The organism is Phaeacidiphilus oryzae TH49 (assembly GCF_000744815.1).
GTDB classification, from domain to species: Bacteria; Actinomycetota; Actinomycetes; order Streptomycetales; family Streptomycetaceae; genus Phaeacidiphilus; species Phaeacidiphilus oryzae.
The window spans coordinates 1,073,825-1,092,845 of the sequence record NZ_JQMQ01000005.1; the positions used below are offsets into that span (position 1 = coordinate 1,073,825).

The 19,021-nt window shown below is 73.3% G+C and carries 17 protein-coding genes; 5 read left to right on the forward strand and 12 right to left on the reverse strand.

The window, feature by feature from the left end:
* The first annotated feature begins 74 nt into the window (after positions 1-74).
* The 4 genes from BS73_RS09180 (at position 75) to BS73_RS09195 (ending at position 5,998) form a co-directional block, all read left to right on the forward strand.
* Entirely contained in the window at positions 75-2,456 is a 2,382-nt protein-coding gene (locus BS73_RS09180; protein ID WP_152617558.1) for a glycoside hydrolase family 3 N-terminal domain-containing protein, read from the forward strand.
* A 109-nt stretch (positions 2,457-2,565) separates the two neighbouring features.
* Positions 2,566-3,558 (forward strand): ABC transporter ATP-binding protein, encoded by a 993-nt coding sequence (locus BS73_RS09185; protein WP_200886669.1) that lies wholly within the window; start codon positions 2,566-2,568, stop codon positions 3,556-3,558.
* Complete coding sequence (locus BS73_RS09190) at positions 3,555-4,799, forward strand: ABC transporter permease (protein ID WP_200886670.1); 1,245 nt, start codon at positions 3,555-3,557, stop codon at positions 4,797-4,799. The genes BS73_RS09185 and BS73_RS09190 overlap by 4 nt, the downstream gene beginning before the upstream one ends.
* On the forward strand, positions 4,796-5,998 hold the full coding sequence (locus BS73_RS09195) for an ABC transporter permease (protein WP_037570997.1): 1,203 nt from the start codon (positions 4,796-4,798) through the stop codon (positions 5,996-5,998). Before BS73_RS09190 ends, BS73_RS09195 begins: the two co-directional genes overlap by 4 nt.
* A 90-nt stretch (positions 5,999-6,088) precedes the next feature.
* Here BS73_RS09195 and BS73_RS09200 read toward each other — a convergent pair whose 3' ends face one another.
* Positions 6,089-7,090: an SDR family NAD(P)-dependent oxidoreductase gene (locus BS73_RS09200; RefSeq protein ID WP_051939731.1), complete on the reverse strand. Its 1,002-nt coding sequence runs from the start codon at positions 7,088-7,090 to the stop codon at positions 6,089-6,091.
* 102 nt (positions 7,091-7,192) lie between these two features.
* Here BS73_RS09200 and BS73_RS09205 point away from each other — a divergent pair, with 102 nt between their 5' ends.
* Positions 7,193-8,101, forward strand: coding sequence for a helix-turn-helix domain-containing protein (locus BS73_RS09205; protein WP_051939732.1), 909 nt, complete (start codon positions 7,193-7,195; stop codon positions 8,099-8,101).
* Here BS73_RS09205 and BS73_RS09210 read toward each other — a convergent pair.
* From BS73_RS09210 to BS73_RS09260, 11 genes are all read right to left on the reverse strand, one after another.
* A complete protein-coding gene (locus BS73_RS09210; protein ID WP_037578836.1) occupies positions 8,086-8,832 on the reverse strand; it encodes an ABC transporter permease in 747 nt (248 codons plus the stop codon). The genes BS73_RS09205 and BS73_RS09210 overlap by 16 nt on opposite strands.
* Positions 8,833-8,930: 98 nt before the next feature.
* Positions 8,931-10,031, reverse strand: a complete 1,101-nt coding sequence (locus BS73_RS09215; RefSeq protein WP_051939733.1) for an ATP-binding cassette domain-containing protein — start codon at positions 10,029-10,031, stop codon at positions 8,931-8,933.
* Between the two features lie 170 nt (positions 10,032-10,201).
* Positions 10,202-10,858, reverse strand: coding sequence for a PadR family transcriptional regulator (locus BS73_RS09220; RefSeq protein WP_037578839.1), 657 nt, complete (start codon positions 10,856-10,858; stop codon positions 10,202-10,204).
* Positions 10,859-11,107: 249 nt separating this feature from the next.
* Positions 11,108-13,987, reverse strand: a complete 2,880-nt coding sequence (locus BS73_RS09225) for a DEAD/DEAH box helicase (RefSeq protein WP_037571000.1) — start codon at positions 13,985-13,987, stop codon at positions 11,108-11,110.
* A gap of 176 nt (positions 13,988-14,163) precedes the next feature.
* On the reverse strand, positions 14,164-15,183 hold the full coding sequence (tatC, locus tag BS73_RS09230; protein ID WP_235215359.1) for a twin-arginine translocase subunit TatC: 1,020 nt from the start codon (positions 15,181-15,183) through the stop codon (positions 14,164-14,166).
* Between the two features lie 83 nt (positions 15,184-15,266).
* Entirely contained in the window at positions 15,267-15,545 is a 279-nt protein-coding gene (gene tatA, locus BS73_RS09235; protein WP_037571003.1) for a Sec-independent protein translocase subunit TatA, read from the reverse strand.
* Between the two features lie 173 nt (positions 15,546-15,718).
* Entirely contained in the window at positions 15,719-15,976 is a 258-nt protein-coding gene (locus tag BS73_RS09240) for a hypothetical protein (protein WP_037571006.1), read from the reverse strand.
* 31 nt (positions 15,977-16,007) lie between these two features.
* Positions 16,008-16,280 (reverse strand): hypothetical protein, encoded by a 273-nt coding sequence (locus BS73_RS09245; RefSeq protein WP_051939735.1) that lies wholly within the window; start codon positions 16,278-16,280, stop codon positions 16,008-16,010.
* Positions 16,280-17,359, reverse strand: coding sequence for a helix-turn-helix transcriptional regulator (locus BS73_RS09250; protein WP_084704606.1), 1,080 nt, complete (start codon positions 17,357-17,359; stop codon positions 16,280-16,282). The genes BS73_RS09245 and BS73_RS09250 overlap by 1 nt, the downstream gene beginning before the upstream one ends.
* Positions 17,360-17,385: 26 nt before the next feature.
* Positions 17,386-18,408, reverse strand: a complete 1,023-nt coding sequence (locus BS73_RS09255) for a helix-turn-helix transcriptional regulator (RefSeq protein WP_037571008.1) — start codon at positions 18,406-18,408, stop codon at positions 17,386-17,388.
* A gap of 147 nt (positions 18,409-18,555) precedes the next feature.
* Positions 18,556-18,930 (reverse strand): FKBP-type peptidyl-prolyl cis-trans isomerase, encoded by a 375-nt coding sequence (locus BS73_RS09260; RefSeq protein WP_037571011.1) that lies wholly within the window; start codon positions 18,928-18,930, stop codon positions 18,556-18,558.
* Between the last annotated feature and the right edge of the window lie 91 nt (positions 18,931-19,021).

Consider the following 19,021-nt stretch of genomic DNA (forward strand, 5'->3'; position numbering starts at 1 on the left):
TGACCATCTGTCATCGTTCACTACCTTGACGCGATCGGGCATGACGAGTTCACTGCCTTTCCACAAGTGTTCGGATGCTCCATACAGCCCGTTCCGTCAACGTCGTCGAACGGATGGCCGGCATGCGCTTCGCACCGCACAGAACACGTCTCCCCCAGCTCTCCCGCAGATCCCGCAGTACCGTCCTGGTGGCCGCGCTCGCCCTGCTGGGGACGGGGGTCGGGCTGGGCACCTCGACCGGGGCCCAGGCCTCGGCCACCCCCACCTACCTGAACGCCAACGCCCCCGTCCAGGCCCGGGTCGCCGATCTCCTCGGCCGGATGACCCTCACCGAGAAGATCGGCCAGATGGACCAGGAGGCCCTGATCACGGTGCAGGGCACCTGCGACTGGGGCGGCGGCCTCCAGCTCAACCAGCAGTGCCTGCACAGCGTCCTGGTCGACAACGCGGTGGGCAACATGCTCTCCGGCGGCGGGATGCCGCCCGCGGTCAACAGCGCCAAGGACTGGGCGGATCTGACCAACACCCTGCAGAAGTACGCGATCACCAACTCGCGCCTGCACATCCCGATCACCTACGGCATCGACGCCGTCCACGGCCACAACAACGTGCTCGGCGCGACCATGTTCCCGCAGCAGATCGGGATGGGCTCGACCTGGGACCCGGCACTGGAGACCAAGGTCGAGCAGTCCACCCAGAAGGCGGTCAAGGCCACCGGCATCGACTGGGCATTCGGGCCGGTCGCCGAGGTCGCCCGCGACCAGCGCTGGGGCCGCTACTACGAGGCCTTCTCCGAGGACCCGCTGCTGGCCGGGACGATGGCCGCGGCCGCGGTGAACGGCATCCAGGACAAGTCCAGCGGCAGCGAGGTCGCCGCCTCCGTCAAGCACTTCGCCGGCTACTCGCAGCCGCTCAACGGCCACGACCGGGTGCCCGCCGACTACTCCGCCCGCTACCTCCAGGACACCATCCTGCCCGCCTACAAGCAGGCGGTGGAGGCCGGAACGATGTCGGTGATGGCCGACTCCGGCGCGGTCAACGGCGTTCCGGTGACGGCCTCCCACTACCTCCTCACCGACGTGCTGCGCGGGCAGTACCACTTCAACGGCGTGGTGGTCAGCGACTGGGGCGACGTCCGCAACCTGCAGACCGCGTACCACATCGCCGCCGACTACCCGCACGCCATCGCCGAGGCGGTCAACGCCGGAGTGGACATGGCGATGGAGCCCACCGACGCGGCCGGCTTCACCAAGGCCACCACCCAGGCGGTGGACGAGGGCCTGATCCCCAAGTGGCGGATCGACCAGGCGGTCGGCCGCATCCTCACCATGAAGTTCAAGCTCGGCCTCTTCGAGCACCCCTACGTGGACGCCTCGCAGGCCGACGCCATCGTCAACGGCGCCGACACCGGGCTCTCCCAGCAGGCCGCCACCGAGTCCTCGGTGCTGCTCCGCAACCAGGGCAAAACCCTGCCGCTGTCCAGCGCGGACAAGAGGATCGTGGTCACCGGACCGTCCGCGGACAACATGGCCAACCAGCTGGGCGGCTGGTCGATCGGCTGGCAGGGCGTGCCGTCCGGCACCACCGTCCCGGGCACGACCATCCTCCAGGGCCTGAAGGCCGACGCCCCGGCCGGCACCAGCATCGACTACCAGCCCGACCAGTCCGCCGCCGTCAGCGACCTCAAGGGGGCGGACGCGGCCGTGGTGGTGGTCGGCGACGGCCCCGGCGCCGAGGGCCCCAACGACCATCCGAACCCGACCCTGGACCCGTCGCAGCAGGCGCTGGTGACGGCGCTTCAGCAGACCGGCAAGCCGGTGATCGAGGTCGTCGTCGCCGACCGGCCGCTGGTCCTCGGCTCCGCGGCGACCCCGGACGCGCTGCTGATGTCCTGGCTGCCCGGCACCCAGGGCGGCGGGGCGGTGGCCGACCTCCTCTTCGGCAAGGCGAACCCGAGCGGGAAGCTGCCGGTCTCCTGGCCCAAGGCGATCGGCAACGAGCCCGAGTTCTACCAGCAGCTCCCCGGCACCAACTCCGGTACGGACTCCGGCTACAGCCCGCTCTTCCCGTTCGGCGCCGGACTCTCCTACACCTCGTTCACGATCGGCGCGGCCACCCCGGACAAGTCCACCACCGGTCGCGGCGGCAGCCTCGGCGTCAGCGTCCCGGTGGCGGACACCGGCAGCCGGGACGGCGACCTGATCGTGCCGCTCTACGCCTCGCAGCCGGTCAGCCGGGTGCTGGCGCCCCCGCGCTGGCTGGTGGGCTTCACCCGGGTGCATCTGACGGCCGGTCAGCACACCACCGTCCACATCTCGGTGGACCTCTCCAGCCTCGCCCGCACCGAGGGCGACGTCAACGGAGCCGGCCCGCAGGTGGTCGAGCCCGGCCAGTACACCCTCTCGGCCGGCGACGCCCTCAACGCCACCAAGGGAGGCTCCTTCACCGTCCAGTGACCCAGGCCCGCCACTGATCCCCGGCCCGCCTCCCCGGTGGGCCGGGGATCCGCGCGCCTGGGCCGGATGGCCCTTCCCGGCGGGCGGCGCCCTCGCGACAGTGAAAGCCGTGAGCACGACCCGCAGCGCCTCGCCGGCGCGGCCCCAGGAGACCGCGGAGCCGCTGCTCGACTGCGCCGACCTGGTACGCCGCTTCGGCGAGCGCACCGCCGTCGACGGGGTCAGCCTGGCCGTACGGGCCGGCGAGACCTACGGGCTGCTCGGGCCCAACGGCGCCGGCAAGACCACCACCATCCGCATGGTCTGCGGCCTCCTGACCCCCGACGCGGGAGAGGTCCGGGTCGCCGGCCGTCCGCTGACCTCGGCCGGCGGCCCCGCCAAGCGCCTGATCGGCTACGTGCCGCAGGAGGTCGCCCTCTACCCCGACCTGACGGTCCGGGAGAACCTGCGGTTCTTCGGCCGGCTCTACCGGATGCCGCGCCGCCGCCTGGAGCGCCGGATCGGCGAGGTCCTGGACCTGGTCGACCTGTCCCCGCGGGCCGGCGACCGGGTGGACTCGCTCTCCGGCGGAATGCGGCGGCGGCTCAACATCGGTGCCGGGCTGGTCCATTCGCCCACCCTGCTGGTGCTGGACGAGCCGACCGTGGGCGTCGATCCGCAGAGCCGCCACGCGATCATGCAGAACGTGCAGCGCTTCGGCCACGAGGGGATGGCCGTCCTCTACACCACCCACTACATCGAGGAGGCCGAGCGGCTCTGCGACCGGGTGGGGATCATCGACCACGGCCGGCTGATCGCCGAGGGCACCCCGCGCGAGCTGGTCTCCCTGGTCACCGAGCGGGACCGGGTGCGGCTGGTGGCCACCGGCGACCTGGAGGGGTACGCGCGGGCCTGCCGCGAACTGCCCGAGGTCGAGGGCGCCGGCACCAGCGGCGAGGCGGGCGGCACCGTGGAGGCCGTGGTGCGCGACGCCCACCTCCTGCTGCCGCGGCTGCTCGACCTGGCCAGGACCCACGGCGTCCAGGTACGCAGCGTCGAGGTGGCCGAACCCGACCTGGAGGCGGTCTTCCTCCAGCTCACCGGCACCGCCCTACGGGAGTGAGCACCGTGCGCCGCCCCGCCGACGCCGACAGCGCCGGAAACGCCCGCACCGGCAGCGCCTACGCCGACACCGCCTCCGCCGTCGCCACCGTGGCCCTCAAGGACCTGCGGCAGCGGCTGCGGGACCGCTCCGCCTGGGTGATCGTCTTCCTGGCGCCGCTGGTCATCACCGGCCTGATGTCGCTGGCCTTCGGCGGCAGCACCACCTTCCACACCAGGCTCGCGGTGGTCGACCTCGACCACGGCGCCGCGGCGAAGGGCCTGCTGGACACCCTCCGCAGCCCGCAGCTCGCCCCCCTGGTCAGCGTCCGCGCCTATCCGAGCGGCGCCGACGCGGCCCAGGCGGTCCGGCACGGCACCCAACAGGCCGCGATCGTCGTGCCGGCCGGCTTCACCGCCGCGATCGCCGGCGCGGCCCCGAAACCGGTGACCGTCCTCGACAACGTCGACTATCCGCTGCAGGCCCGACTCGCCGGCGCGGTGACCGAGTCCTACGCGGCCCAGGTCAACGCCGACCGGCTCGCGGTGGCCACCGCGCTGGCCGCCGGGGCGCTCCCCGCCGACCTGCCCAGGCTCTCCGCCGAGGCGGCCCGGCTGCGGCTGCCGGAGAGCACCCGCGCGGGGCACCTCGCCGGCTCCGAGCTCAAAGCCGTCAGCTACTTCGCGCCCAGCATGGGGATGTTCTTCGTCCTGTTCACGGTCGGCTTCGCGGCCCGCGGCTACTTCACCGAGCAGCGGCAGGGCACCCTGGACCGGATCGCCGCGGCGCCGGTCGGCCGCAGCGCGCTGCTCCTCGGCAAGTCCGCGGTGACCTTCGCCTACAGCCTGGCCGGGCTGGCCACCACGCTGGTCGCGGCCCGCCTGCTGTTCGGCGCCCGGTACGCCGACCCGCTCGGTGCGGCGGCGCTCTGCGTGGGGATGGCGGTCGCCGTGGTCTGCCTGACCGCGCTGGTCATCGCGATCGCCCGGACCGAGCGGCAGGCCGAGCAGCTCTCCTCGGTGGTGGTCTTCGCGTTGGTGCTGCTCGGCGGCAACTTCGTGTTCGCCTCCGCCGGGCCGGCGGTCCTGCGCCGGCTGGCCCTGTTCACTCCCAACGGCTGGGCGCTGCGCGGCTTCACCGACCTCGGCACCGGCGTCGGCGGCCTGGCGGCGGTGGGCCGGCCGCTGCTCGGCATCGCCGCCTGCTCGGCGGTGATCGCGCTGGTCACCGCGGTGCTGCTGCGCCTGAGGAGGAGCGGATGAACGCCTGGCGAGGCCCCGGCCCGGCCGGACGGGCACTGGCGGTGACCGCGGCCACGCTGCGGCGGATGCTGCGCGACCGCGGGGCGCTGTTCTTCATGGTGCTGCTGCCGATCGGGATCATCGTGGTGGTCGGCGTGACCGTCCGGGGCTTCGACCAGTTCCGGGTCGGCGTGGTCGCGAACGACGCCCGCGGTCAGGTCTCGCGCAGCCTGGTCGGGACCCTGGAGCACTCCCCGGGCCTGCGCGTCCACACGTACCCGCGGGAGTCCGCGGCCCGGACCGCCCTGCGGCGCAGCGAACTCGACGTGCTGGTGGTGGTGCCTCCGGGGCTGGACCGGGCGGCGCCGGGTCCCGGGGAGATCACCATCCCGGTGCTGGTCTCCCCGGCCTCCACCAGCGGCCAGGCCGCCGCCACCGCCGTCGAGTCGGCCGTCGCCGGCCACGCCGGACGGGTGGAGGCGGCGCGGTTCGCCGTCACCGAGACGGGCGGGGCCTTCGACGACCGCTTCCGGCTGGCCGGCCGCGCCCAGGCCGGCAGCCCGACCGTGGCCGTGACCAGGCAAACCGTCAACGGGCAGAGCGCGACCCTGCCGTTGGGCTACAGCTACAGCACCCCGACCATGCTGGTGCTCTTCGTCTTCATCAACGCGGTCTCCTCGGGCGCGGCGATCGTGCAGAACCGCCAGTCCGGCGTCTACGCCCGCGCGCTGGCCGCGCCGATCGGCGCGGGCACCCTGATCCTCGGCGAGACGCTGGCCTATCTGCTGCTGGCGCTGGTCCAGTCGGCGCTGATCGTCGGCATCGGGTCGCTGGCCTTCGGCGTGGCCTGGGGGGCGTCGGGCGCGGCCGCCGCGCTGATCGTGCTGTGGGCCCTGGTCGGCACCGGGGCGGGCCTCGCGGTGGGCGCGCTGTTCCGGACCCCTGAGCAGGTGCACTCGATCGGCCCGGCGGTCGGCGTCACCATGGGGATGCTGGGCGGCTGCATGTGGCCGCTGGCGGTGGTCCCCGGCTGGCTGCGGGCGGCCGGGCACGCCGTCCCGCAGGCCTGGGCGGTGGACTCGTGGACCGAGCTCCTCTCCCACCACGGCGGCCTGCCGGACATCCTCGGCCGGCTGGCCGTCCTGGCCGGGTACGCGGTCTTCCTCCTCCTGCTGGCCACCCTGGCGCTGCGCCGCCGCCTGACCACCCTTCCGGGCTGAGGCCGCGCCCGGCGCCGGCAGGCGGGCGGCAGCCCGGTCGCCGTCGGGTGCGGCACTTTCGCGGCCTCGCCGCGTCCGGCGCGCGTCGGGCTATCCGCGCAGGCCGGTCATCCGGGCCGACTCGGCCCAGAGGCGGTCCGCCTCGCCCTCGTCGAGGGCGTACGGCGCGACGCCGTTCATGAACTCGGCGGTGACCGGGTTCAGCGAGGGCATCCGGTCAAGCGGCCGGGCCTCCGCGCAGTCCGCGAAGTAGCGGCCGCTGACCCCGTCGAGCAGCGGCGACACCGCCGCCAGTACCTGCGTGGCGGCGCCCTGCCCCACCGTCTTGCGCAGCCCCTCCTGCACGGTGACGCCGGACGGCCGGGCCATGTGCCGGCCGAGCCTGGTCGGCACCGAGCCCGGGGCGACCGCGTTGACCGCGATCCCGTCGTCCGCCCAGCGGGCCGCCGCGCCGACGGCGAAGAGGATGTCGGCGGTCTTGGACTGCCCGTACGCCAGGTAGGGCTCGTAGGCGCGGAAGGCGAAGTGGATGTCGCCGAAGACCACCGGCGAGAAGAGGTGCCCGGAGGAGGAGAGCGAGACCACCCGGGCCCCGCCGGCCGCCGCCAGCGCCGGGCGCAGCCCGACGGCCAGGGCGAAGTGCCCGAGGTGGTTGACGGCGAACTGGGTCTCCCAGCCCTCGGGGGTGCGCTGGAGCTCCGGCAGCGCCATCACGCCGGCGTTGGAGACCAGCACGTGGAGGGGCCCCTCCCAGGCGGCGGTGAACTCCGCCACCGACGAGGGGTCGGCCAGGTCGAGCCGGGCCACCCGGAGGTCCTTGTTCCCGGTGGACTCGGTGATCGCGGCGGCGACCGCCTCGCCCGCCGCGGTGTCCCGCACGGCCAGGGTGACCTCGGCCCCGATGGAGGCCAGCACCCGGGCGGTCTCGGTGCCGAGCCCGGAGGAGGCGCCGGTGACGATCACCCGCTTCCCGGCCAGGTCGACCCCTTCGGCGACCTCGTCGGCGGTGGACTTCGCGGTGAACGGCGTGGTGATGAGCGGTGCGGTGCTGAGCGATGCGGTGTCGAGCGGTGCGGTGTTGGGTTCGGTCATGCGGCCAGCCTGCGCCCGGCCCGAGACCCTACCCAGATCCCCGTCGATCCTGGTAGCGGCAGGGACAGGCTCGCCGCCCGCGCCCGCCGTACGGTGGGAGTCATGGTGAGCGACGACCGGGGCCCGACCCCCCTCGGCGAGTTCCTCCGGGCCCGGCGCGAGCTGGTCCGCCCGCAGGACGTCGGGCTGCCCGCACACGGCCGGCGCCGGGTGCCGGGCCTGCGCCGGGAGGAGCTGGCCCTGCTGGCCGGCATCAGCGCCGAGTACTACCTCCGGCTGGAGCAGGGCCGCGACCGCCACCCGTCGGCCCAGGTGCTGGACGCCCTGGCGCGCGCCCTGCGGCTGGACGAGGACGCCGCCGCGCATCTCCACCGCCTGGGCGCCCCGGAGGGCGTCCGCCGGCGCAGGCAGCCCTCCGCCCGCCCGCCGGAGCGCGCCCCCAAGGGCCTCCGCCAGCTGATCGCGGGCTGGCCGGCGAACCCGGCGATGATCCAGGGCCGGCTGATGGACATCCTCGACGCCAATCCGCTCGCCCAGGCGCTCTCGCCGCTCTACCAGCCCGGCAACAACCTGCTCCGCTCGCTCTTCCTCGATCCCTCCTCGGCCGCCGTCCACGGGCGCTGGGAGAGGGCCGCCGAGGGCTCGGTCGCCGCCCTGCGGGCCCTGGTCGGCCCGGACGTGGACGATCCGGCGCTGGCCGAGCTGGTGGGCGAACTCTCGGTCCGCAGCGAGGAGTTCCGCCGGCTGTGGGCCCGGCACGACGCCCGGCCCAAGCGCAGCGGGTGGAGCACCATCGACCATCCGCAGGTCGGCCCGCTGCGGCTGCGCCACGAGAAGCTGCCGATCCCGGAGACCGACCGCCAGGTGCTGGTGATCTACCACGCCGACCCCGGCAGCCCGAGCGCCGAGCGGCTGGCCCTGCTGGCCTCGCTGGCCGCCGGGCCGGCACCGGAGCGCGAACCCGCGCGCCCGGCGCCGGACCCGGTCCGGCCGGATCAGACCGAGCGCTGATAGGACCGGAAGGTCCGCAGCGAGGCCCCGATCGCGACCGCGGCGAGGACCACCAGCCAGCCGCCGTGGCTGAGCACGGACCACCAGTCCGGGTCCGCCGCCATCGCCGAACGCGACGCCTCCAGCGCCCAGTTGACCGGGTTGAACCGGGCGACCACCTGCATCCAGTGCGGCATCAGGCCGGAGGCCATGAACGCGGAGGAGAGGAAGGTCAGCGGCAGCAGCAGGAAGGTGTTGATGCCGATGATCGACTCCCGTTGCCTGACCAGCATCCCCAGCGCGTTGGAGAACGCCCCGAAGACCGTGCCGAGCACCGACGAGGCCACGATCAGCACCAGCAGCCCGGTGGCCCCGCCCGGGTAGTGGGCGCCCCCGATCCAGCCCAGCAGCACGATGATCACCGACTGGACGGCGGTGGTGATCGCCTGCATCACCACATTGGCGTTGAGCAGCGCCGAGCGGCGCACCGGGGTGATCAGGAAGCGGTTGAGGGTGCCCCGGTCGATCTCCTCCAACGTGGCCATCCCGGCCCACATGTTGGAGGAGACCGCGCTCATCACGATCACCCCCGGCACCAGGTAGTCCAGATACGAGCCGGAGCCGAACCCGGGCAGCTCGACCACCTTGTGGAAGAGCGCGCCGAACAGGTACAGCCAGATCACCGGCTGGATCAGGGTGACGATCAGGTACGCCGGCTGGCGGACGAAGCCCATGAACTGACGCTGCGTCATAAACCAGGTCTGGCCCAGCCCTTCGCCCAGCCGACCGGCGACGGGCGCCGCGGTGGCGGCCTGGGCGGTCCCGCCGGCGTCGTTGGCGGTGGCGGTGCTCATCGGGTACCTCCCGCGGTCGCATCGGCGAGGGCCGGTTCGGACGGCGACGAGGGCGCCGGCCCCGCCGCCTCGGCCTCCGAGTAGCGCCGGCCGGCGTAGCGGAGATAGACGTCGTCCAGCGAGGGGCGGGCCACGGTGACCGCGGCCACCGCGTAGCCGGCCCGGTCCAGTTCGGCCAGCACCGCCGGCACGGCGGAGGCCCCGTCGTCCGCGCGGGCGCTCACCCGCCGGCCGTCCAGCACGATCTCCCGGACCCCGTTCGCCCGGCCGAGTGCCTCGTACAGCCGCAGACCGTCCGGGTCCCCGGACTCCTCCGGCGCGTCCCGCAGTTCGACGTGGACGGCGTCGCCGCGCAGTTCGCCCTTCAGCTCGTCCGGGGTGCCCTGGACCACGATCCGGCCGCGGTCCACGATCGCCAGCCGGGCGGCGAGCCGGTCGGCCTCCTCCAGATAGTGGGTGGTGAGGAGGATGGTGAGGCCGTCGGTGCCGGCCAGCCGCTCGATCTCGGCCCACATCGCGGTCCGCGCCTCCGGGTCGAGGCCGGTGGTCGGCTCGTCCAGGAAGAGCACCCGCGGCCGATGCATCAGTCCGATCGCGACGTCCAGCCGCCGCTGCATCCCGCCGGAGTAGGTGCGGACCTGGCGGCGGGCCGCGTCGGCGAGGTCGAACCGCTCCAGCAGCTCACCCGCCCGCCGCCGGGCGTCGGCGCCGCGCATCCCGTACAGCCGGCCCTGCAGGATCAGGTTCTCCCGGCCGGTGGCGCTGGGGTCTGCCCCGGAGCGCTGGGCCACCACGCCGATCGACCGGCGCACCCGCCCGGCCTCCTTCCGGACGTCGAAGCCGGCCACCCGGGCGCTGCCGGAGTCGGCCGCGGCCAGCGTGGTGAGCACCTTGACGGTGGTGGACTTGCCGGCGCCGTTCGGGCCGAGCAGTCCGAAGACCTGCCCGGCCGGGACGCTGACGGTCAGCCCGTCGAGCGCCCGCACGCCGTCCGGGCGGCCCTTCACGGGGTAGGTCTTGACCAGTCCGTCGGCCTCGATCGCCGGCGGGGCGCCCTCGGGCGCGGGGGGTGCGTGTCGTGTCTGCGCGCTGTCCATCGCGCGGTCCTCCGCTTCGTCGGTACGTGGACCGATCGGCTGCGGCGGGCTCCGGTTACGATGAAGGTGTCGAGCCTCGTCACCGCTGGCCCTGTTGCCGCAGGACCGGTCGCTGGGGTTCCCGGCCCCCGCCCCGGTGTTGCCGCACCGCCGCGGGGGCCGAATCTCTCTCAACTCGTGGGGCGGCGCCCCTCCTTGACCGTGGGCAGCTCCGTCCACTCCTTGGGGGCGGCGCCCGTCCGGTGGTACTCGCGCCAGCCGGCGAGCCCGTCCAGGCTCTCGTCGTCGAAGTCCCCCAGGAGACCGCGCACCCAGTCGGCCTCGGCCTCGGCCATGGCCAGCGCGTACTCGGTCTCCAGCAGGAAGATCCTGGGGAGGGTCCCCCGCAGCTGGGTGATGGTGCCGCGGATCCCGGCGTTCTCGGCGTCCATCCGGCGCAGCCGGATCTCCAGGAGGTCGCGCACCTCGTCCGGCGGCAGCGCGCCCATCAGGGAGAGCGCCGACTCGAAGCGCGGATACTCCTTCTGATGGACGCTCAGCCAGTCGGCGAGCCAGTCCCGCAGCTCCTCGCGGCCCTCGTCGGTGGCGCCGTAGACGGTCCGCTCGGGCCGACGGCCGTCCCGCTCGGTGCCGACGGCCTCGATCAGGCCGTTCCGCTCCAGGGTCTGCACGACGGTGTACAGCGATCCGTAATTGATCTTGATGCTGTACTCCTTGCCGCGTTCCCGCAGCACCTGGGCGATCTCGTACGGGTGCCGGGGCTGCTCGGCGACCGTCGTCAGCACCGCGAGTGCCAACGGGTTACCGGGACGCCTGCGGCGCGCCATCGCCTTCACCTCCCCGTCGAATATCCGGCCCCGAGTATACGGAGCCGACTACCGTCAAGCAACACGCTATATCGCGTTACTCGCGACAGCAAGCCCCTGCGGACCCCGACGCAGCGCCGCAGGCGCAAGCAAGGGGCGCGGGGAACTGCGCGGCGAGCCACCTACGGAGCCGCAACCCGAGCACGGAGCCCGGGTTGCGGCCCAGTCGCCGTGGCCGACTGCGGCGCTGCTCGGGGAGGCGGGGCGCGCTCAGGCCACCGAGGAGTAGGCGATGATCCCGCGCAGCACCGCGTCCACCGCCTTGCGCGCGTTGCGCCGCACCTCGCCGTCCGCCGGTGCGGCATCCTGCAGCTGGCCGAGGACGTCGATGACCTGCTTGGTCCAGCGGACGAAGTCGCCGGCCGGCATGTCCGCCTCGCGCAGCACCGAGTTCAGCCCGTCCCCGCTCGCCCAGCGGTGCACCGCCCAGGCGAAGCCGAGGTCCGGCTCGCGGCGCGACCAGTTGTCCTGCTGGGTGACGCCGTGCTCGTCCTCCAGCGCGTCCAGCCGGCCCCAGATCCGCACCATCTCGTGCAGCGCGTGCTTGGCCCGCCCCTCCGGCAGCCGGTCCGGGATCGGGTCGTCGCTCTGCCGGGACTCGTAGACCAGCGCCGAGACGCAGGCCGCCAGCTCGGCCGGGTCGAGCCCGTTCCAGACGCCCTCGCGAAGGCACTCCGAGGCCAGCAGGTCGAGGTCGCCGTAGAGCCGCGCCAGCCGCATCCCGTCCTCGGTGACCTGATCGCCCTTGAGGTAGTCGAGGTCGGTCAGGACCGCGCACACCCGGTCGAAGGTGCGGGCCACGCTGTTGGTGCGGGAGCGCATCCTGCGCTCCAGCTGCTCGGTGTCCCGGCGCAGCCGGACGTACCGCTCGCCCCACCGGGCGTGGTTCTCCCGGTCGTCGCAGCCGTGGCAGGGGTGCTGCCGGATGGCCTTCCGCAGCCGGCTGAGCTCGGGATCGTCGTTCGCCCCCGAGGCGGCCCCGCGTCCCTTGCGGGCCCGGGCCGACTCCGGCGGCTCGATGTGCCCGGCCCTGGTGCGCAGCGCCGAGGCCAGGTCCCGCCGGGACTGCGGGGAGCGGGCGTTGAAGGACTTGGGGATCCGCAGCCGCTCCACCGGCTGCACCGGCACCGGGAAGTCGATCAGCGCGAGGCGCTTCACCTGCCGTTCGGCGGTGAGCACCAGCGGACGCGGGCCCTCCTGCCACTGCTGGCGATGGCCGTGCCGGCCCACCGGCGGCACCCCCGGGTCGAGGACCACCGCGAGCCCGGCGAACTTGCCGGCCGGCACATGGATCACGTCGCCGGGACGCAGCCGCTCCAGCGAGTCGGCCGCGCCGGCCCGGCGCTGCGCGGCGCCCTCCTTGGCCAGCCGGGTCTCCCGCTCCTTCAGCTCCCGGCGCAGCGACATGTACTCGTCGAAGTCGCCGAGATGGCAGGTCATCGCCTCCCGGTAGCCCTCGAGACCCTCCTCGTTGCGCTGCACCTGGCGGGCGATGCCCACCACCGAGCGGTCCGCCTGGAACTGCGCGAACGAGGTCTCCAGCAGCTCCCTGGAGCGATGCCGCCCGAACTGGTGAACCAGGTTGACGGCCATGTTGTACGAGGGCCGGAAGGAGGACTTCAGCGGATAGGTGCGGGTGCCGGCCAGGCCGCCCAGTGCCTCCGGATCCAGGCCGCGCTGCCAGAGCACCACCGCGTGGCCCTCGATGTCGATCCCCCGCCGGCCGGCCCGCCCGGTCAGCTGGGTGTACTCGCCGGGGGTGACGTCGGCGTGGGTCTCGCCGTTCCACTTGGTGAGCTTCTCCAGCACCACCGAGCGGGCCGGCATGTTGATCCCCAGGGCCAGCGTCTCGGTCGCGAAGACCGCCTTGACCAGTCCGCGGACGAAGAGCTCCTCGACGACCTCCTTGAAGGCCGGCAGCATCCCGGCGTGGTGGGCGGCGAACCCGCGCTCCAGCGCGTCCAGCCACTCGAAGTAACCGAGGACGTGGAGGTCCTCCGACGGGATCGCCTCGGTGCGCCCCTCCACCAGCTCGCGGATCTGGGCCCGCTCGGCGTCGTCGGTCAGCCGCAGCCCGGCCTGGACGCACTGCTGCACCGCGGCCTCGCAGCCGGCCCGGGAGAAGACGAAGGTGATCGCCGGCAGCAGGCCCTCGCGGTCCAGCCGCTCGATGACGTCGATCCGGTTCGGCGTCCAGACCCGGCCCGGGCGGCCCTTGGGCATCCCCCGGCCCCGGCCGCGCCGGGAGAAGTGCGCGGTCCGGTCGTTCTCCGCCCGGGCCAGCCGCACCAGCTCGGGGTTGACCGACTTGCCGGGACGGCCGCCGGCCTTGGGCCGGCCGTCCCGCTCCGGCTCCGCGAACAGGTCGAACATCCGGTGCCCGGCCATCACGTGCTGCCAGAGCGGGACCGGGCGGTGCTCGGAGACGATCACCTTGGTGCCGCCGCGGACGGTGTCCAGCCAGTCGCCGAACTCCTCGGCGTTGGAGACGGTCGCGGAGAGCGAGACCAGGGTGACCGACTCCGGGAGGTGGATGATCACCTCCTCCCAGACCGCGCCGCGGAAGCGGTCGGCGAGGTAGTGCACCTCGTCCATGACCACATAGCCGAGGCCTCCGAGCGTCTGCGAGCCCGCGTAGAGCATGTTCCGCAGCACCTCGGTGGTCATCACCACGATCGGCGCCTCGCCGTTGACCGTGTTGTCCCCGGTCAGCAGGCCGACCTTGGCCGCTCCGTAGCGGCGGACCAGATCGGCGTACTTCTGGTTGGAGAGGGCCTTGATCGGCGTGGTGTAGAAGCACTTCCGGCCCTCGGTGAGGGCCAGGTGGACGGCGAACTCGCCGACGATGGTCTTGCCGGAGCCGGTCGGGGCGGCGACCAGCACGCCGTGGCCGGCCTCCAGCGCCTCGCAGGCCTCCACCTGGAACTCGTCCAGGGGGAACTCGTAGAGCTCGCGGAAGGCGTAGAGCGCGGTGGCCTGCTCGGCGGCGCGACGCCTCGCGAGCCGGTACCGCTCGGCGGGGCTGAGCTCCTCGTAGTCCTGTTCGCCCTGGTCGAGGGGTGTCTCATCAGCGCGCGCGGAAGGGTTCATCGGGGCGTCACCTCTTCCCGGTACGGGGCCGATCGGAGACCGGGAAGGCGGGACCGGGAACGGGCCCGGGTTCGCGCCCTGTGTTGGTCGAGTGGTTGACGAGCATCTCGCCTAGAGCGTACCCGCACGGACCGACAGCCCACCGGAGGAATTCCCGGCGGGCCCAGGGGGCGGGCTCAGGTGATGTCGTCCATCGCGTCGCCCTCGCCGCCGCCGTCCCTCGCGGCCGGGAGCGAGGGCAGCTCGGACGCCGTGACCTGCTCCGGGGTGTGGTCCAGGGGCTGCGCGGCGACCGGCTCGGAGATCACCGAGGGGGTGAGGTCGAGCTGCGAGGCCTCGTCGTCGCCGAGCCCGTAGTCCGGGTCCTCGGCCCGCCGCCGCAGCTTCCGGCGGTCGTGCAGGGTGGCGACGCCCAGCGCGATGAAGAAGAGGACGCAGATCGGGACGGCCATCACGCACATGGTGACCGGGTCGCCGGTCGGGGTGGCGATCGCCGCGAAGACGAAGATCAGGAAGACGATCGGCCGCCACCAGCCGCGCAGCCGCTCGGCGGTGACGATCCCCACGAAGTTCAGCGCCACCAGGAGCAGCGGGAGCTCGAAGGAGAGGCCGAAGACGACGATCATCCGGATGAAGAAGTCCAGGAACTGGTCGCCCTCGATCAGCGAGGACATCCCGGCCGGGACGAAGCTCATCAGGATGTCGATCGCCTTGGGGAAGATCCAGAAGGCGATGCCCGCGCCGCAGAGGAAGAGCGGGACGGCGGCGCCGGCGAAGCCGAGGCCGTACCGCTTCTCCTTCTTGTAGAGGCCGGGCGCGACGAACGCCCAGAGCTGGAACGACCAGATCGGGCTGGCCAGCACCAGGCCGATCATCAGGGAGACCTTGAAGCTCAGCGAGATGCCGCCGAGCGGCCCGGTCACGGCGAGAAGGCCGTTGGGGCAGCCGGGGCTCGGGCGGCCCAGGCCGTGGATGCTCTTGATGTCGCAGACCGGCCCGGTCATCTGGTGCAGCGCCCAGCTGTGGAAGATCAGGCCGACGATGGTGGTCAGCACGATCGCGAGAAGCGACTTGACGATGCGGCTGCGGAGCTCGCGGAGGTGGTCCGCGAGCGGCATCCGCCCCTCGTCGTTCTTCGGCGGCTTGGGGCGAGGGGCGCGCCTGCCGCGCGCCTCGCTCTGCGTGTCGCTGCTCACCGTGCGGCTACGTCCCTGGGTGATGAGTGGATGACTACTGGCGGGCCGTCAGCGGACGGCTCCGCAGGAGGGAGCGGGGCGGTTCACCCCTGCGCGGTGGTCTTCTCCTGCTCCGACACCGGACGGGCTTCGGCGACGTCGCCGGGGGCCGCCTTGATGGTCTTGGGGGCGGCGGCGGTCTGCTCGGACTGGCCCGAGGCGGTGGTGCTGCTTCCGTCCTCGCGCATGGCCTTCGCCTCGGACTTGAGGATCCGCAGCGACTTGCCCAGCGCCCGCGCCGAGTCCGGCAGCCGCTTCGCGCCGAACAGCAGCAGCACGATCACCGCCAGGATGATGATCTCGTACCCGCGTCCAATGCCCATGGTGGCTACCTCAATCAGTCTCGAGTCTCTGCCTGATAATACGCACCGAACCGACGCGCGCGTACCGGGCGGCGGAGACCAAACGGAGCGGTGACCTGCCGGTCGATCCTACGCCAGCCCGAAAGTCCGCCGGACGGCGTATCGGCAAGGACAGCATGAACCCTGGGTGAGAATCAGGACAAGGGCACTGACCCGATGTCAGCCGCCGATTCGGCCCCCGCCTCGCGGCTCCGCAAGGACTCCCCGGTGGCCCTGGCCAGCGGTTCCGCGGCCGCCTCCAGGGCGCCCGCGGCCAGCGAGAGCCGCCGTGCGCCGGAGTCCAGGGCCCGGGAGAGCCGGACCACGTCCCGGTAGACCCGCACACCGAGACATCCGAGCACCAGGAATCCCGCTGTGGCCAGGGCCACTTCGCCTTCGATCAACCACGGCATGCGCCCGACCCTACCGCCTCGGCCCCGGCCGTCAGGAAGGTGCCGCCGCGAGCAGCCGCATGGTGCGGACGCCCGCCTTGGTGAGCGCCGCGACAATGCGCTCACCTGCGTGTTTCCTGACGGCCGCGCCGCACTCCGGGCAGGTGAAGCTGTAGAAGGTGCGCTCCCGGGTCCGGCCCACCGCCAACCGGAAGGCCTCGGCGCCGAGTTCGGCGATACCCCGACATTCCGGACAGGAAGCACGAAAGCGCACAGGTCGGGAGGAAGGGCGCGAAATCCTCGGCGGCGTCACCTGAACCGTCATCAACCCGCCTCTGCGGTCGTCCGCTTCCGGCCAGCTCCCGCACCGGACTCCGGCCCACTCCCGAAGCCCTCCGCGGCTTCCGTCCGATCCCCGGCCCCGACCCGATCCCCGATCGGGTCCGCGATCCGATCCCCGCCCCGATCCTCGATCCGGTCCTCGATCCGGTCCTCGTACAGAGCCAGGGCGGCGGAGGCCGCCTCCCGCGCGCGGGCGGCCAGGGCCGCCGGAGCGGTGATCCGGCCGTCCGCGCCCAACCGCAGCGCCAACCGGACCAGCCCGGCCGGGTCGGGGGTGCGGAGGGTGATCCGCAGCCCCCCGCCGGGGAGCTCCTCCGCCGTGTCGTAGGCGTAGTACTCGATCACCCAGCGGCCGCCCGGGCCGACCTCGAGCACCACCTCCGGGTCGTCAGGGGCCGGCCGCACCAGCCCCTCGGAGAGGTCCCGCAGCTCACGCGGGCGCGGCTCGGCCGGCACGTCGAGCACCTTGATGTCGGCCACCCGGTCCAGCCGGAAGAGCCGGCGGGCCTCGGAGAGGAGGCACCAGCCCTCCAGGTAGGTGTGCCCCTCGGTGACCAGCCGCAGCGGATCGACCTCGCGCTCGGTCATCTCGCCGCGGCCGTAGGAGTAGTACCGCAGCCAGAGCCTTCGGCCCTCGGTGATCGCCCGGTCGGCGTCGGCGAAGACGCTGCCCTCGGCCTCGAAGGTGGCGCCGACCCGGGCGCTGGACTCGGCCGCGTCACCCGCCGCCGACTCCAGCTTGGCCACCGCGCGGGTGAGCGCCTGCCGGTCGCGCTCGCGCAGCCCCGGCAGGCCGGCCACCGCGCGGGCGGCGACCAGCAGCGCGGTCGCCTCGTCGGCGGCCAGCCGCAGCGGCTGGGCGACGTCGTCCGGGTTGTGCCACCAGATCCGCTCGCCGTCGGTGTCGATGTCCAGCAGGTCACCGCCGCGGAAGCTGGTGCCGCACATCGGCAGCACGTTGAGGTCGCCGATCAGCTCCTTCTCGGTGATCCCGAAGGCCCGGGCCACCTCGCCCACCCGTGCCCCCGGGCGCTCCCGGAGGTAGGTGACCAGCGAGAGCATCCGCCGGGTCTGGTCGATCGCGTTGCTCACGCCGAACGCACCTCCCCGCGGGCCACCGCGCGCAGCCGGCCCGCCACCTCGGATCTCAGCTCGGGCGGGGCCAGCACCTCCACGTCCGCGCCGAACTCGGTGAGATCGGCGGCGAGCCCGCGGCCGAACGGAATCTCCAACTCGTCCCAGTCGGCCCCGACCGGCTCGGTGTGGAGGGCTCGGGTACGCAGCGGGAAGGCGGCCTCCCGGCGCACCCGGACCCGGGCGGTGGCGGTCGCCCCCTCCCCCGCGAACCGGGCGATCTGGGCCCGCACGTCGACATGGTCCGGCACCTCGGCGCCGAAGGAGCCCGGCCGGTTGCGGACCCGCCCGGTGACCCGGCTCAGCCGGAACACCCGCACGGCCTCCCGGTCCCGGTCCCAGCCCGCCAGGTACCAGTGCCCGTGCCAGCACTCCAGGGCCCACGGCTCGACGGTGCGCGGCTCCGGCTCGGCCGCTCCGGCCTTCCGGTAGTGGAAGCTGACCGGGCGGCGGTCGCGGGCGGCGGCGAGGAGCGGCTCGAAGGCGGCCTCGGGGGTGACGATATGGGGTTCGAGGGCGGTCTGACCGGTCGCGGGCGCGGAGCCGGAGGCGGTCGCCCCGGGGACGTCCGCGGTGGCGACGGCGGCGGCCAGGCCGCCGGCGGCGCGCAGCTTCTGCAGGGCGCCGCGGCCCGCGTCGGCGAGCCGGGCCTGCCGCCAGACGCCGGCGACCAGGCTGAGCGCCGCGGCCTCCTCGGCGTCCAGCGAGATCTCCGGCAGCCGGTTGCGGTCCCGCTGGGCGAGGTAGCCGATGTCGCCGTCGACCGAGGCCTCCGCGGTGTCGATGACCAGGCCGAGCTCGCGGAGGTCGTCCTTGTCCCGCTCGAACATCCGGTTGAAGGCGTCCTCGCTGACCGACTCCCCCGCCTCCCGGTACGCCTCGATGGACTCGCGCAGCTCACGCTTGGTCAGCGGCCGGCGCGTGTTCATCAGGCAGAGAGCCAGGTTCATCAACCGCTCGGCCTTGGCGATGGGCATGTCTCACCCTTCCCTGAGCCGAGCGGCGGACGCGCCCGGCGAAACGACCGTACCGGTAGCCACCTTCGCGACAAAGCGAGGGGCCCCGACTCCCGCGCCCAAGGGGGCGCGAAGGCCGGGGCCCGCGCGTGCGGTGCGCTCCTGGCGTCAGACCGCCAGCAGGTCGACCACGAAGATCAGGGTCTCGCCGGGCTTGATCAGACCGCCGCCCGCACCCGCGTCGCCGTAGCCGAGGTGCGGAGGGATGGTGATCTCGCGACGGCCACCGACCTTCATCCCGACCAGGCCCTGGTCCCAGCCCTGGATGACCTGGCCGGCGCCGAGCTTGAACTGGAGCGCCTTGTTCCGGTTCCAGCTGGCGTCGAACTCCTCGCCGGTGGAGAAGGAGACGCCGACGTAGTGCACGCTGACGTTGTCGCCCGGCTTCGCCGCGGCGCCGTCCCCCTCCCACAGGTCCTTGATCTGCAGGTCGGCCGGCGGCTCGCCCCCGGGGAAGTCCACCATCGGCTTCTCGATACTCACGTGCTTCGCTCTCCTGACGATGAGTCGATGTTCAGCGCCGCGATCCAGCGCGTTCCCACGCTACTTCACCCCTGCGGGCTCGCGCCCCGCA